A 14,512-nucleotide genomic window follows, 5' to 3' on the forward strand; every position below is an offset into this window, starting at 1 on the left:
AGACGGTGATCAAGAAATATTCCCTCATGAATTATTTTGTCACAAGCTTAAAGCGAAAATGTTATAGTGTGCGCAAGATTTTTTCCATAGAACGACCTTTGGCCAGCTCATCAACTAGTTTGTCAAGGTATCTAACTTGTCGGGTAAGATCGTTCTCTATCTCTTCGACACGATAACCGCAAATAACTCCTTTGATAAGCTGAGCATTAGGATGAAGTGATGCATTTTTAAAAAATGTAGTAAATGTTGTTGTTGTGTTTATATGCTCGTCAAGCTCGGATTTACTATATCCCGTCAACCACATAATTACCATATGCAACTCTTCTTTGGACCTGCCTTTTTTCTCCACTTTAGCAACATAGTGAGGATATACAGATGAAAACGTCATGATTGCTATACGGTTATTATGTGCAGGTGTAGTTTTCATAATTTGCCGGAGATTTGAAAAAATATTAAAAAAGATTTGAAAATTTACATTACTGATACAACATATACCGTGGCGGTACTAAGCCATTAAGGCGCAATGCAACTAGCATTTGTGCCCTGTGGTGCGTAATGTGATCGGTGAGGATAAGTAACACTTGGCGCTTTGTGCGTTGCAGATTGCCGTAAGCTACTGTGTCATTTAAATGGGTTGTATCAAGCTCTTGGATTAATTTGACGGTGTGTTCAAAAGTCTTGTTTACAGCAGCAATCATTTCCTCCTTAGTTTTGGAAGCAACTTTAAGTTCGCTATCTGTCTCCCAGTTCCTTGCTGGACGCCCAATTAAAAGTGATTCACTATGCCAATCCATCGCCCATGCGATGTGCATTAAGTTTTCTTCAAAACTGCTAGATTCAGGCGTCACTCTGTAGCTGTAGTTCTCACTAGGCATTGCTTCTGCAACGAGATTGAGATATTCTTGGGAGTTTTCTAAACGCTGTATATAATCGTTTATGAAATTAGTTTCTTGAGCATGTAGCAAGGTGTCGCTGATACTAAAACATAAAATGATCGATAAGATAAAAAGGTGTCTCATAGTACTTACTATTTTTTACAATATAACCACCAATTCATATCCCTAGTAACCTCAAATCCTAATCTTTTATACAATGGAATCGCAAGGTTTCCTTTGTTGGTATGTAAAATGGGTGTTTTATTTTCTTTTAAAATCTCTTGAGCGTTGTGAGCAATGAGCTGACTAGCTAGTTTTTGCTTGGTGTAATCTGGATGGGTGACTACGGAGCTTATTTCTACAAAGAGATTGGTTTGCATGCGTTGTCCCGAGATGGCAACTAGTTTACCGTTTTTAATAATTCCATAGAAATTGCCCATTTCAAAACTGCGCTTTTGATAGAAACCAGGCATTACTAACCATACGAGCTCATAAATCTCATCAATATAAGACTCGTCCAATAATATGATATCTTCCTTGATTACAACGTCACTTAACTCTTTAAACACCATCTGACAGCCATCAATTTTTCTGTTTAGAACAATTTTTGTGTCATCTATTTGTGGAGTTTGGTTTTCTGTGACGAAGAAGAAATCTTTTCTGGTCTTTATATATTCCCTAGAAGCGCTTGCAGTCTTCGCCTCATCAAAGAAAGCCCCAAACGTGCATACCGCGGGGTTATAAAACAGAACGCCATCAAAAGTAACTGCAAACTTTTTATGTGTTTCACGTAAAGAATACCAGACAGGGTTTTCTAATTGTTGAGGTAGGGTTGTCATTGAGCTGAAGGAAGATTGAGTTTTATTAAAATTTTTACAGTTTTGTAGTCGTTTATAAAGTTGATTTTTTAGCCAAAAGTATACCTTTAAGAAAGCTTAAAATTATGACTTTATATGTGAATAGCTATTATTTGAATTCTTCTTCCAAGTTCGCTTCATATTGACGGCAAGCTTCTCTTCATAGGCAATCATGACATCTTCTGCACTTATCCCCATTCTAGCTGCTACGTCAAAAATGCACATGATAGCATCTGCATATTCGACTGGGTTTTTAATGTCATTGGTAATATCGTCTTCTATTTCTTTTATCTCTTCCTTAGCTTTTTGAAGCGATCCCATTGGGGTTGCTTCTGTAAATGTTCTAAGAGACCATTCTAGTCTTTTCTTTTCTAATGCGATGATATCCATGATTCGGTTGAATTAAGCGATTTACTAAATAGATTCTTGTTTTTCTAAACTTGAAATTTTCTCTTCTTTAGACGAATAGTTTTTGATAATAGTTACGGTCACGATAGCTAGGGGTATTCCTAATATTGACATGACCATGTCTGCAATAGTACTACTCATTAAAGTTTCAATAGTCTGTTCTTTAAAGATACTCTTAAGTACATAATTACCTATATAGTTAGACACAATCCATAATATCCACCAAATTCCGATAACTGTAGTATTGCTGTCTAAGTAGTTAGAGTCTTCAGCTTTTATTAAACGTGTCGTTTTTTTCCACATTTCCCTCATTAAAGTTTTCCAATGGATTAGCCGTTTTTTTTAAGGTTATATATTTGTATTTGGTATGTAGCCACCGAAAATACAACACCTTAGTGCTTTGTTTTTACGGATTTCCATATAATCATATTTTTTTTGAAATAAAGTTCATATCACCTTATCAGAAGCAAGCTTTAATACACAGTTTAAAACCCAAAAACCACCACAGTTTCCTGAGGTGGTTTTTGAAATATCACATTTTCGCGAAAGCGTTATAAAATAGTTACGCTACATCTTGATCATTATTAACATAGTCCATAAGGTCTACGTCATTACCTAATAATACTTGAGTAGGGTTGATACGACCTGCTTCTGGTCCGTTTTCTAATTTAAGTACGCCACGAGGACATACTGCGCTACATACACCACAACCTACACAGCTAGAACGTACGATGTTTTCTCCTTTCTGAGCATATGCACGTACATCAATTCCTTGCTCACAATAGGTAGAACAGTTACCACAAGAGATACATTGTCCTCCGTTTGTAGTGATTCTAAAACGAGATTTAAAACGTTGTACAAATCCTAAGTAGGCTGCTAGCGGGCATCCAAAACGACACCATACACGGTTACCAAAAATAGGGTAGAATCCAGTCCCAATTACTCCTGCAAACCAAGCGCCTATCAAGAAACTGTACGTATCCTTAATCCACTGCGTGTTAATACCTAGTAGCGACTCTGCTCCTGTAAAGTAGCAATATAAAGTAACCACGGTCATTACAAGTGAGAAAGCAAGTACAGAATGAATGAGCCAGCGCTCCAGCTTCCAAGCTTTCATCGTTTTATTAGAATGCTGGCGGTAAGGATCTCCAAGTGTTTCGGCAAGACCTCCACAACCACAAACCCAACTACAATACCATCTTTTTCCAAAGAAGTATACCATTACTGGTACTATCACGAGTGTAAGTACAACACCCCATACAAGGATGAAAATACCTAGGCCACCACTTTCTGTAAGTGTTTCTAGATTCCACTCAAAAAAGAAATCATAATCAAGTGGGAATGCATTTTTAAAATCATATCCTGGCTTTCCTAAGCTAGACATGATCTCTGGAATAAGGAAGGCAAATACTATCTGGAAGAATAATACAGAGGTAGTACGTACAATCTGGTATTTATTATGACGGTACTTTATATACATACGCATAGCCATCGTGAGCATAATGGTACAGTACAAGAAACCGTACACAAACCACTGGCTGGCATCTCCACCATTAAGCGCATTACTGATAGGGTCGAGTATAAATGTCCAGTTTACTACATAGTCTGCATTAAAATAAAGCACTAGGTAAAATAGCACGAGGTATATGAGTACTAACCAGGCAATCCAGCCGCGGTTTGTAGCTGCGTCGTGGTAGATGTGGTCGTTTTTAATTCCTGGTTTACCTAATAAAACAAGGTTAGGAAAAATAAACATAAGTGCTCCTAAGATGCTTAGTCCAAAAGTTAAGAACCACATGAGCCCTTTATTTTCAACGATGAAGCCTGTTCCTGCTTTTTTGGCTAGGGAGAAGCTAAAGGCTTGAAAGTCTTTATCATTAATGCGATACTGGTATTGTTCTCCTTTTTTATCCCATTCTTTTGCAGCGTCATATTTGGCTATTTGAGCATCATAATAGGTGTTGTTTTCGGCAAGGGCATTACGTATGGCACCTGTAAAAGCAAAGGTGCCTAGAGTTTTACCCACTACGTCTTCTGTTATTTTTTTAGTAATGAGTTCGCTTTTAATTCCTTTTTCAGAAACAAAAGCGTCTAGTTGATCTTGTTGTAATGTAAAGCCTCCCATAAACACAGAAGCAGTCCATATTGCTAGTCCAGTAAGAAAGATAACCAGGCCTAAGTTTTTAATAATTTTCATAAGTGTAAGTCGTAAGGTAGGTTATGCAAAGATTCTTTTCCAGCTCTTTTTCTTAGGAGCGAGAGAGGTTCCGTATTGTTTGTTATACTCAGCTAGGATTTCTTTTTCGTAATGAGTGTAGAGCTCTGGGTCAAAGTTTGCATCCTTAAGATGCTCTAGTACATAGTCTGTAGTTTGACCCTCGGTAAGCCAGCGGTCAAATAGTTCGTGACGCAGGCGTATCCCAAAATTATTTATCCCTATAAACTTGCGAGTACCTTCTTGCATCTCGATAGTGATACATTTATTATCATCCTTATGCATCCAGTGGAAGTGCGTATTACCTTCTTTAGGTTTTGAGAACACCCATCCGTAGGTCTGGTACTCTATATCCATAAACTTAGCACTATTAAACCAGTGTCCCGGGTTATATGCTGTAGGTTTTCCAGTAAGTGTCTGAGCAAGTGCCTCGCCCATCATTCTACCAGTATACCACACAGCCTCTATAGGACGACGGCCGTTTATCCCCTCGTGTTGCTCTGCACAATCACCTATGGCATAAATATCTTTTATATTAGTCTCTAGCATAGGATTGACCTTGATACCTCGTCCTATCTCAATACCGCTATCTTTTAAGAAAGCCACATTAGGAGACACACCAGCGGTAAGCCCTACAACGTTACAAGCAATCTCTTCGCCAGTCTCTTTTATAGTTATAGCGCGCACTTTACCATGATCATCTGCTAGAATACTGTCTAGATTAAAACCTAATCGTAAATCTACATGATGACTTTTTATGTGACGATTGAGCATCTGGCTTTCACCTATAGGGAGCACTCCATTCCAGAAGTTATTCTCGCGAACTAAAAAAGTCACAGGGATGTCACGAGTGAGTAACATCTCTACCATCTCAATACCTATAAGACCTCCACCTACTACCACAGCACGTTTACACGTTTTGTTATCTGGAGCATTTGCTTCTAGTTTATCTAAATCTTGTTTTGAATACAACCCTTGTACACCCTCGAGATCTTGACCTGGCCAGCCAAATTTATTAGGAGTAGATCCCACGGCAAGCACCAGCTTATCATAACTCATTTTTTCACCTCCAGAAAGTAGTAATTGTTTGTTTTCATGATCTACAGTCTCTACGAAAGCGCGTTTAAGATCAATGCGGTTTTTCTTCCAGAAATAATCTTCATACGGTTTTGTATGTTCATATTTCATGTGTCCCATATAGATATACATGAGTGCCGTACGAGAAAAGAAGTGATCCGTTTCGGTAGAGATGATGGTGATCTTTTTGTCAGAAGCTTTGCGGATGTGACGGGCGGTTGTAACGCCAGAAATCCCATTGCCTATAATGACGATATGTTCTTGCATAGAGGTTGTTTTTATATAATTTTCACCTAAGTAAAAATTAAGAAATGTATGGTTGTTGTTGTCCCGCTTTCGCGAAAAAATCTTTTTGTTACCCTTTCGCGAAAGCAAAATATATAGTAGTCTAAACAAGCATTTTAAAACTTGTTTCTATGAGATAACATATCCTTGGGTCGTTTTAAAGATAACAAACTTAACGCGATGCTGTCTATTTAGAATTTATCTAAATGCAGAAAGTGCTGTAAGGAAAATTTGATGCTCATTATGGAGCGTTACAGACTACATATTTTAAATTTTTAATGATCTGGCTGTAAGTCTCTTTATTTGAGCTCGACCGACTGTGCAGAAAAAAGTTTACTTATGAAATCAATTACCAACCTCGCACTACTTCTCGTAATCACTTTAACAAGTGTGCACATCCAAGCACAAGACACGGCATCATTTTTCACTAATGCAGATACTTTCTTTAAAGCAAACGTAAAAAATGGACTAGTGAATTATGCCGCTGTAAAGGCAAACCCACAAGCGCTAGATAAGCTATTAGAAAATGCAGCATCTATATCTGTAAGCACATCTGATGCGGCAACGTATCAATCTTTCTGGATTAACGCTTATAACCTAGCAGTAATTAAAGGAATCACAGGGAAGTATCCAGTAAAGCAACCACTATCTATAAAAGGTTTTTTTGATAAAAACACCTACAAGTTAGGCGGGACAAATATCACTTTAAACGATATAGAAAATAAGAAGTTAAGAGCGCAATTTCCAGGTGAACCTCGTTTTCACTTTGTGCTAGTATGTGCAGGACTAGGATGTCCACCTATCATCAATGAGGCATATACACCAGCCAAATTAAAATCACAATTACAACGCCAGACTACGCTTGCTGTAAATAATCCTAACTTCATTAAAGTGAAAGGAAATAAGGTGCAGATTTCTCAAATATTTGAGTGGTATAAAGAAGACTTTGTACGCAATGGTACAGAGATAGATTTTTTAAATAAATACCGCAAAGAGGCTATTTCTAGTGATGCAAAGCTGTCATACTACCCTTATGACTGGACACTTAATGACACTAAATAATAGTTTCTATTACATTATAGCTGGTATATATTACTTGCTATAACTCCATTAAAATTTACCTACTAGAACTACTCGACACTAGTCGAGGTAGATAATTATTGTCTTAAAAGCCGTTCTCACCAGATAGTATTAAACCCTAGCCGTCTGGTGCGTGACGCACAAATAAATAATTAAAAACAACTACAATGAAAAAAACAATCCTACTAGTCGCTTTAATGCTTATTGCAGCAACTTCTTTTGCACAAGATGATACAGAAAACTTTGAAGACGGAGGCTCTGTAATACAGACACTCACACCTTCTAAACTTATCTCAAAAGGGCAATTTGACATCAAATGGTTTAATAATCTGTACACAGAAACAAAAGATACCTTTGGCGAAAATGGTGAAGATCGTGATATCCCAAGAAATAATTTCTTTACCTCAACACTTGAAGTGTACACTGGTGTTTCAAATAACAACAGAGTAAATGTAGGATTGATTCTAGAGGCAAGATCTAGCACTATAGGCGGTCGTGATGCCTTTGATGTATTTAAATTTGATGGTGAACGAGGCACTGCTCGTAGCGGTCTTACTTCTGTAGCACCATCTGTAAAGTTTGTTCCGTTTAGTAAAGTAAATAACTTCTCTATCCAGAGTTCGTTTTTTATTCCTCTAGTAGATAATGAGACAGAAGAAGGTGTTTTTCTTGATCAAAAAGGATTTACATGGCAAAACAGATTTTTCTTTGATCATACTTTTGCAGGAGGAGACTGGCAACTATTTGCAGATTTGAATTCTGAGCTCAACTTTGGAGATGATGAGGATAGTTTTGCAAATGATAGTTTGCGTCTTACTCCTGGATTGTTTTTAAGTTATTTCCCAAGTTCGAAATTTACAGTATTAGGCCTTGTGCAGCACTCACAACTTCTTGACCTAGGAAACGAATTCTCACAAGACTTTACAGCTGTAGGTGGTGGGGCAAAATATCAACTTACAGACGCTCTTAACCTTGAGGCATTATATACAAACTTTGTAAGAGGAAACGATACTGGATTAGGGCAGACTTTTAACCTAGGGTTGAGAGCTGTTTTTTAACATATAGCTAGAGCGCTTAGGTTCCCCTAATCTAAGCTCTTTACGAGTGCAATGTATATTCATATACGTTAACTACAATGAGTATACAGCACACTATGATAGACCTTGAGAGCTACCCAGTTCTTAGGGTCTTATTGCTTTTAAGATCTTTCGTTATAACTCATATGCTTTTCAAATTTTAATCATAAACACATATCTTTAAATCAAAAAAATAAGTAGATGAAAAATATTATAGGATGTTTCTTTTTATTGATTTGTCTACAAGCATGTACTGCTCAAAAAACAGAAGAAAAGAAAATCAATGGGGTGAGTTTTGTTGCAAATCGTAATCCGGTAGATAGCACTCATGTAAGCCCTGTACAACTTGTAAATGCAAACTATGCTGCGGTAATGCCGTTTGGGTTTGTGCCACAAAAAGATAAACCACAAATTATATACAACACAGACAGGCAGTGGTATGGTGAGACCAGAGAAGGAGGTCGGAACTATGTGTCAGAATTGCACAAAGCAGGTATTGAGGTGATGGTAAAACCACAAATATGGATACGCAATGGCGAGTTTACTGGGTACCTTAAAATGCAAACAGAGTCAGAGTGGACAGCGCTTGAAGATTCATACCGCAACTTTATAATTGATTATGCCACACTTGCTCAAGAAGAAGGAGCAACCATCTTTTGCATAGGTACAGAGTTAGAACAATTTGTAACAAACAGACCAGATTTTTGGACGCAACTTATTATTGATATAAGAAAGGTGTACAATGGTAAACTTACGTATGCTGCAAACTGGGATGAGTATAAGAAGACTCCATTTTGGAGTCAGCTAGACTACATAGGGATTGATGCTTATTTTCCTGTTTGTGATGATCAAACACCATCTGTGGAGTGTGTTACAGCGGGATGGCAACGATGGAAGGAGGAGGTGTCCGCTTTCGCGAAAGCGGAAAACCGCAAAGTGATTTTCACAGAATTTGGGTACCGCTCTGTAGATTATACAGGCAAAGAACCTTGGAAGGCAGATAGATCTATGACCACCGTAAATCTTGAAGGACAGGCACAAGCGACGCAAGCTCTCTTTGATACAGTATGGGATGAAGAGTGGATGGCAGGAGGATTTATATGGAAGTGGTTCATTAAACATGATGAGGTAGGAGGTCCAGAAAACAACCAGTTTACACCCCAAAATAAACCAGCCGAAGCTGTAATAAGACAGCATTATGGTAAGTATTAAATAAGATGCTCATCATTTATTTAAGTAAATAATGGCGTGTTGCGCAATGATTGTGCATTACTTTCGACCAACGTTTTTAATATAGCTATAGCCTTTATGAAATATTTCTCCCTCGTCTGCGCTCTGTTGATGACTTCATTTCTTTTTTCACAAGAACCTATTATAGAAGAAATCACTTTTGAAGGATTAAAACGTGTAGATGAATCTTTATTGAGAAGGCTTATTAAAGTAAAATCACAAACGGCATATGACTCTATTAAAGTCGCAACAGATATTGAGCGTTTAAATAGACTACCAGCCATTGCAAATGCAACCGTTGTTCAAACTAAACTTACAGATAGCACGTACAAACTAACCTATAAGATTGTCGAAAATTTCACCATTATTCCAGGTTTGCGCATCTCTGAGGCAAACGATGGTAGTTTTGCTTTTCGCGTAAGCGCATTCGAATTTAATTTTCTTGGTCAAAGTCAGATACTTGGTGGCTTTTATCAGCGGGATGTTTTTGACTCTTATGGAGCTTACTGGGAAGCACCTTTCTTAATCACTAACAAATTAGGGTTAGGTGTCAACTATATTAAAAATGTGACTTTTGAACCTATTTACCTCGATGAAACTCCTATAAACTACAAGAAAGATGATGTAGGTGCAGAGATTTATGGTTTGTATGAAATAGATTTTCACAACAAGGCAGAGTTAGGAGTTAGAGTGTATAAAGAATCTTATGACATTGATGATACGGAGGTGCAAAGTGTACTGCCAGCGGGACTTGATGCAAATAAAGTATCCCTGCGCGGAGAGTATGAGACTAATTTTTTAAACATCACGTATCAATATGTAGAGGGAGTGCGTAACCTTCTTGATGTGCGTTATGTTTTAGGCGGTGATGGTCTCTTAGAAGAAGGGCTTGTAGCACAAAATGCAACAGAGTATTTTAAAAAAATAGGAACAAAGGGTAACTGGGCAAGTAGACTACAGCTAGGGTATGCTTCTTATAATGAATCTGAGTTTGCCCCTTTTACGGTTGATAATCAGTTTAATCTTAGAGGTGCAGGAAATGATATTGATAGAGGGACATCCTTTGTTTTTGTAAATACAGAATATAGACACACGCTTATAGAAAAGGATTGGTTTGTACTTCAAGGAAATGCTTTTGTAGATGCTGGATCAATAAGAAGCCCAAGAGAGGGATTTGATAATCTAGCGAGTATCAATAATGTGGAGTTGTACTCTGGTCTTGGAGTGCGTTTTATTCATAAACGTATTTTTAACGCTGTCATTAGGTTAGACTATGGAGTAGGACTGGGAGCTACTCAAAATCGCGGACTTGTATTCGGGATAGGGCAGTATTTTTAATGTAAGATGATTTTGTAGATTATGATATAATCTAATTATAAAGCATAGTAAATCCTACAGTACATGAAATACTTTTGGTTATACATTCTAGTCATGCTGTATTGCTCTATGAGTAATGCGCAAGAAGGCATTGTGAAGGATTTTACTATTCATGGCAATAAAAAACTTAAGACCTCTTTTATTAAATTAATTAGTGATTTGCGTGTAGATAGTCCTTTAGATTCTACATTACTAGAGGTAGATATTATAAGACTCAAAAGACTACCAGCAGTACGGCACGCATATTATCAAGTGATTCCTTCATATGATAATTATGAAGTTCGCTATTATATTGAAGAGAATATAACGATAAACCCTCAGCTCAATGTCTATACTACAAATGATGATGAATTTGCCTTTAGAGTAGGTCTATACGAGTTCAATACCTTAGGGAGAAATATAGCCTTTGGAGGATTTTATCAACGAGATATTTTTAATTCTTATGGGGTAAATCTCAGAGCTCCATTTTTATTTAATAATAAGCTAGGGGTTGCGATAAATATGCAGCGATTAACCACACAAGAGCCTGTTTTTCTAGACGAAGGTACCGCAGATTACAAGTACAGTAATACCTCTTTTGAAGTATTAGGATTATATGCCATAAACTTTAAACATCGGGTAGAGACAGGTGTAAATTTATTTAATGAAAAGTATGAATACCTAGCTGGTGCGACTTCTGCAGGGGTTCCTCAAGAATTTAATGTAGATAAGATTCTTTTAAAAGGTATCTATGAATATAACGCACTAGATTACTATTACCAGTATATATCTGGTTTTAAGAGCACATTTAATGTGCAGCATGTGATGGCAAATGATCGCAGATTACCCGACTTTACAATCTGGTGGAATGACTTTCAATATTTTACTAGAGTAGGTGATAAGGGTAACTGGGCAAACAGATTACGAGTAGGTCTAGCATCTAATGCAGACTCACCATTTGCACCATTTTCTGTAGATAATAATTTAAATATTAGAGGAGTAGGGAATACGATAGATCGTGGCACAGGAGTAATTGTAATAAACACGGAGTATAGACATACACTGGTTGATAAAGAATCATTTGTATTACAAGGTAATGCGTTTGTAGATGCTGGATCTTGGAGAAATCCAGGTGGGGATTTTGATGATTTTGGAGATGATCAAAACCTTAGAGTGTATCCCGGTTTAGGATTGCGTTTTACTCACAAAAAGATTTTTAATGCAACTTTTCGAATTGATTATGGATATGGAATAACCCCAAACTCCACTAGCGGATTCGTATTTGGAGTAGGGCAATACTTTTAATCAAGAGTGAATTACTATTAAACCTGCAGCTGACTATTAGCAGTAGGTTGTCCAGTATTTAAATGCTGCAAATTGCGCAAGATAGTACGCTTAAAAATAGTGATATCATAAGGCTTAACGATAATATCTGTAAGTCCAGCGTTGTAGATTTTATAACGCATTTCCTTTACCTCTACAGCTGTAAGCGCTATGATAGGGATTTTTTTATCAAAGAGTCTAATCTCTTTAGTAGCTTCTAATCCGTCTTTTACGGGCATATTAATATCCATAAGGATAAGGTCATATTCATTATCTCTAGCGCATTCTACAGCTTCATGACCATTATTTGCAATGCTGCAAGTAACTTCTAGTTTCTGTAGTATTTTCTTTGTCACTATTTGATTGATACGGTTATCATCTACAATAAGGATGCGTTTATTTTTGAGTTGTTTGTCATCTATAATAACTATGGGATCCACAATTAATGATTCATTTGACATCTCAAAGTCTAGCGTAAAGAAAAATGTAGAACCTTTTCCCACCTTACTTGATAAGTGTATTTCAGCTCCAGAAAGTGCTAGTAGCTTTTGTACAATAGGCAGTCCTAATCCAGTACCTTGATATGTGTAGTGTCTTGAGCTTACTTGAGAAAATTCATCAAATATACTTTGTTGTTTTTCTTCTGGAATCCCTATACCCGTATCTTGAATTGTAAAGTGAATACTAGCCTTTTGATCATTAAGACCAGACGCTTCAAGTAATATATAGATGTCCCCATTTTCTGTAAACTTACATGCATTCCCCACTAAGTTCATTAGTATTTGAGAAAGCCTAGTAGCATCACCCTTTACAAACTCTGGAACGTTGTCATCAATGTTAATATGAATGTTGTTCTTGTTTTGCTGGCGCATGTATTCAAAAGAAGAGACGATGTTCTTAATAAAATCTCTTGTATTAAAAACTTCATTATTTTCTATAACTGTATTTGAATCAATTTTATTGATTTGTAGTACATCATTTATGAGCGCAAGCAGGTAGTCTGCCGAGAATTTGAGAGACTTAAGATCTTGTTGATGAGATTTTAATTTTGGGTCATCCATCAGGATAGTACTGAGCCCTATAACACCATAGAGAGGAGTTCTTAACTCATGGCTCACCGTTGAGAAAAAGGCCGTCTTAGCTTTTGTAGACTGCTCAGATTCATTCTTTGCCGTAAGATATTCTATGTTCTTTTCAGTCAGGCTTTTTACATAATCTTTCTTACTTCTATACATTCTATAGAGTAGGATTAAGAGCAGAATACTTGATGCGGTAACAACAATTAGAAATTTATTCCAGTTTATCTGGCTTCTTACGATTTCTGCCTGAAGCCTGTTTTTTAATTCATTTCTCTCAATATTCTTTTTGTATTCGGCTACTTGAAAGTTTGCTGCTATTTTTTGAGATTCCTCATTCTGATATTCTTCTGTAGTTTCCTCATATAAATTTTGATATTTCACTCCATACTCATAAGCTTCCTTGTACCTTTTTTGACCATAAAGGCTCAAACTATAACTGAGGTAGCTATCTGCAAGTTCAAAGCTAGAAGATTGCAATAAGGTGTCTTTAAAAATCTTTGATAAATGATAATCTACTTTCTTGTAATTTTTCTCATGTAAATAGTAAATGGCCCATTGATTTTCAAGGTTTGCTTTCAGCCCATTTGATAGGTGGTCTTTAAGTTGATCGGCCTTCGTCAGGTACTTTAATGATTTATCAAATCGCTCATGTTCTTGTAGCGTAAGTACAGCGTTTAGATAAGCATTACTTAAGTTAAATGAATCTTTTAATTTTCTGAATACTATAATAGACTTGTCATGGTACTGAAGAGCTTTTTCCATTGAGGACTCTGAGTAACCATAAAGATTTGCAAGATCCATATAGGTCAGACCTAGCCCTAGACTATCTTGTGCGAGGCTAGCGTACTCTTGAGATCGCTCAAAGCTTTCTCTAGCTTGTATGGTATCTAGTAAAATCAAATAGTCATACCCTAGATATCTAAAGCCACTTTGTAAATAACCAGTATCATTTATTTTTTTTGCCTCTTCAATGATTCTAACATTAAGCTCGAGCGATTTACTATAGTTATTAGCCTCGTAATAGGTGGCCGAAGAGTCCATGAGACGCTGTAATCTTTCTTTTATTTTCAAGCTGTCAATCTGTGCAGTTCCTATAGAACTAGACATAATTAGGATTAAAAAAAAAGTAATTCTCTTCATTTCAGTGGTTTAATGTCCAGCAATATACAAAACATTAATAAAAATGGTATTTAATCGTGTGATTTGATATAAATGTTAAGAAAAATCCTACAAAAATAAGATTACTTAGTTAAGACTATCTCAATTAATAATGACTTAACGTTCTCAAACACTGATGCTCGATATATTTGTGGCTAACTAAAACCAAAAACAATGTCAATTCTAACCATCATTTTAAATATCATATTTCCACCACTTGCGGTTGCTTTAAACAAAGGCGTAGGTAAGGATTTAATCATAAATATTATCCTTACAATTCTAGGTATAATTCCAGGTATAATACATGCCTTTTATGTTAATAGTAAATAATTGAATATCAACATATAGTAGGGATGCATGAAAGTGCATCCCTTTTTTGTTTTATAGCAGTTCCTATCTATAAATTGACTAATAAAGTATTTATTTATACTACGCTTTCGCGAAAGCGTAACTATCCATCCCATTTAGGTTTTCCATTATTAGATAATTAGAA

14 protein-coding genes are annotated in these 14,512 nt (G+C 36.5%); 6 read left to right on the plus strand and 8 right to left on the minus strand.

Features of this window, described 5'->3' with window-relative positions:
• Nucleotides 1-61 precede the first annotated feature (61 nt).
• The 7 genes from ACJJVW_RS09680 to ACJJVW_RS09710 all read right to left on the minus strand — a co-directional run bounded on the left by ACJJVW_RS09680 (nt 62) and on the right by ACJJVW_RS09710 (nt 5,699).
• A complete protein-coding gene (locus tag ACJJVW_RS09680; RefSeq protein ID WP_405251533.1) occupies nt 62-427 on the minus strand; it encodes a DUF2200 domain-containing protein in 366 nt (121 codons plus the stop codon).
• Nucleotides 428-476: 49 nt separating this feature from the next.
• Nucleotides 477-1,019, minus strand: coding sequence for a DinB family protein (locus ACJJVW_RS09685; protein ID WP_405251535.1), 543 nt, complete (start codon nt 1,017-1,019; stop codon nt 477-479).
• An 8-nt stretch (nt 1,020-1,027) separates the two neighbouring features.
• On the minus strand, nt 1,028-1,714 hold the full coding sequence (locus ACJJVW_RS09690; protein WP_405251537.1) for a GNAT family N-acetyltransferase: 687 nt from the start codon (nt 1,712-1,714) through the stop codon (nt 1,028-1,030).
• A 102-nt stretch (nt 1,715-1,816) separates the two neighbouring features.
• Nucleotides 1,817-2,122 (minus strand): dATP/dGTP pyrophosphohydrolase domain-containing protein, encoded by a 306-nt coding sequence (locus ACJJVW_RS09695; RefSeq protein WP_405251540.1) that lies wholly within the window; start codon nt 2,120-2,122, stop codon nt 1,817-1,819.
• Between the two features lie 24 nt (nt 2,123-2,146).
• Entirely contained in the window at nt 2,147-2,452 is a 306-nt protein-coding gene (locus ACJJVW_RS09700; RefSeq protein ID WP_405251542.1) for a DUF4328 domain-containing protein, read from the minus strand.
• Between the two features lie 250 nt (nt 2,453-2,702).
• Nucleotides 2,703-4,337 carry a 4Fe-4S binding protein gene (locus ACJJVW_RS09705; RefSeq protein WP_405251544.1) on the minus strand — a complete coding sequence of 545 codons (1,635 nt, stop codon included), beginning with the start codon at nt 4,335-4,337 and terminating at the stop codon, nt 2,703-2,705.
• Between the two features lie 21 nt (nt 4,338-4,358).
• The gene (locus ACJJVW_RS09710; RefSeq protein WP_405251546.1) at nt 4,359-5,699 is read right to left on the minus strand and encodes an NAD(P)/FAD-dependent oxidoreductase; all 1,341 of its coding nucleotides are present in this window, start codon (nt 5,697-5,699) and stop codon (nt 4,359-4,361) included.
• Nucleotides 5,700-6,056: 357 nt separating this feature from the next.
• On the opposite strand from ACJJVW_RS09710, the gene ACJJVW_RS09715 reads away from it, so the two are divergent.
• The 5 genes from ACJJVW_RS09715 to ACJJVW_RS09735 all read left to right on the plus strand — a co-directional run bounded on the left by ACJJVW_RS09715 (nt 6,057) and on the right by ACJJVW_RS09735 (nt 11,764).
• On the plus strand, nt 6,057-6,779 hold the full coding sequence (locus ACJJVW_RS09715; RefSeq protein ID WP_405251548.1) for a DUF547 domain-containing protein: 723 nt from the start codon (nt 6,057-6,059) through the stop codon (nt 6,777-6,779).
• Between the two features lie 185 nt (nt 6,780-6,964).
• Entirely contained in the window at nt 6,965-7,855 is an 891-nt protein-coding gene (locus tag ACJJVW_RS09720; RefSeq protein WP_405251550.1) for a hypothetical protein, read from the plus strand.
• A gap of 219 nt (nt 7,856-8,074) precedes the next feature.
• Nucleotides 8,075-9,085, plus strand: a complete 1,011-nt coding sequence (locus ACJJVW_RS09725) for a glycoside hydrolase family 113 (RefSeq protein WP_405251552.1) — start codon at nt 8,075-8,077, stop codon at nt 9,083-9,085.
• A gap of 129 nt (nt 9,086-9,214) precedes the next feature.
• On the plus strand, nt 9,215-10,441 hold the full coding sequence (locus tag ACJJVW_RS09730; protein WP_405251554.1) for a POTRA domain-containing protein: 1,227 nt from the start codon (nt 9,215-9,217) through the stop codon (nt 10,439-10,441).
• Between the two features lie 63 nt (nt 10,442-10,504).
• On the plus strand, nt 10,505-11,764 hold the full coding sequence (locus ACJJVW_RS09735; protein ID WP_405251557.1) for an outer membrane protein assembly factor: 1,260 nt from the start codon (nt 10,505-10,507) through the stop codon (nt 11,762-11,764).
• Between the two features lie 17 nt (nt 11,765-11,781).
• Here ACJJVW_RS09735 and ACJJVW_RS09740 read toward each other — a convergent pair whose 3' ends face one another.
• Nucleotides 11,782-13,968, minus strand: a complete 2,187-nt coding sequence (locus ACJJVW_RS09740; protein ID WP_405251559.1) for an ATP-binding protein — start codon at nt 13,966-13,968, stop codon at nt 11,782-11,784.
• Nucleotides 13,969-14,193: 225 nt separating this feature from the next.
• On the opposite strand from ACJJVW_RS09740, the gene ACJJVW_RS09745 reads away from it, so the two are divergent.
• Nucleotides 14,194-14,349 carry a YqaE/Pmp3 family membrane protein gene (locus ACJJVW_RS09745; protein ID WP_013750138.1) on the plus strand — a complete coding sequence of 52 codons (156 nt, stop codon included), beginning with the start codon at nt 14,194-14,196 and terminating at the stop codon, nt 14,347-14,349.
• The last annotated feature ends 163 nt before the right edge of the window (nt 14,350-14,512 follow it).

This window comes from Dokdonia sp. Asnod3-C12, assembly GCF_045063975.1.
Lineage (GTDB): Bacteria > Bacteroidota > Bacteroidia > Flavobacteriales > Flavobacteriaceae > Dokdonia.

Coding starts and splice junctions, on each gene's coding strand:
- ACJJVW_RS09700 (WP_405251542.1), bottom strand. CDS start 2,452: ATGAGGGAAATGTGGAAAAAAACGACACGTTTAATAAAAGCTGAAGAC.
- ACJJVW_RS09745 (WP_013750138.1), top strand. CDS start 14,194: ATGTCAATTCTAACCATCATTTTAAATATCATATTTCCACCACTTGCG.
- ACJJVW_RS09705 (WP_405251544.1), bottom strand. CDS start 4,337: ATGAAAATTATTAAAAACTTAGGCCTGGTTATCTTTCTTACTGGACTA.
- ACJJVW_RS09710 (WP_405251546.1), bottom strand. CDS start 5,699: ATGCAAGAACATATCGTCATTATAGGCAATGGGATTTCTGGCGTTACA.
- ACJJVW_RS09715 (WP_405251548.1), top strand. CDS start 6,057: ATGAAATCAATTACCAACCTCGCACTACTTCTCGTAATCACTTTAACA.
- ACJJVW_RS09725 (WP_405251552.1), top strand. CDS start 8,075: ATGAAAAATATTATAGGATGTTTCTTTTTATTGATTTGTCTACAAGCA.
- ACJJVW_RS09690 (WP_405251537.1), bottom strand. CDS start 1,714: ATGACAACCCTACCTCAACAATTAGAAAACCCTGTCTGGTATTCTTTA.
- ACJJVW_RS09730 (WP_405251554.1), top strand. CDS start 9,215: ATGACTTCATTTCTTTTTTCACAAGAACCTATTATAGAAGAAATCACT.
- ACJJVW_RS09720 (WP_405251550.1), top strand. CDS start 6,965: ATGAAAAAAACAATCCTACTAGTCGCTTTAATGCTTATTGCAGCAACT.
- ACJJVW_RS09735 (WP_405251557.1), top strand. CDS start 10,505: ATGAAATACTTTTGGTTATACATTCTAGTCATGCTGTATTGCTCTATG.
- ACJJVW_RS09680 (WP_405251533.1), bottom strand. CDS start 427: ATGAAAACTACACCTGCACATAATAACCGTATAGCAATCATGACGTTT.
- ACJJVW_RS09685 (WP_405251535.1), bottom strand. CDS start 1,019: ATGAGACACCTTTTTATCTTATCGATCATTTTATGTTTTAGTATCAGC.
- ACJJVW_RS09740 (WP_405251559.1), bottom strand. CDS start 13,968: ATGTCTAGTTCTATAGGAACTGCACAGATTGACAGCTTGAAAATAAAA.
- ACJJVW_RS09695 (WP_405251540.1), bottom strand. CDS start 2,122: ATGGATATCATCGCATTAGAAAAGAAAAGACTAGAATGGTCTCTTAGA.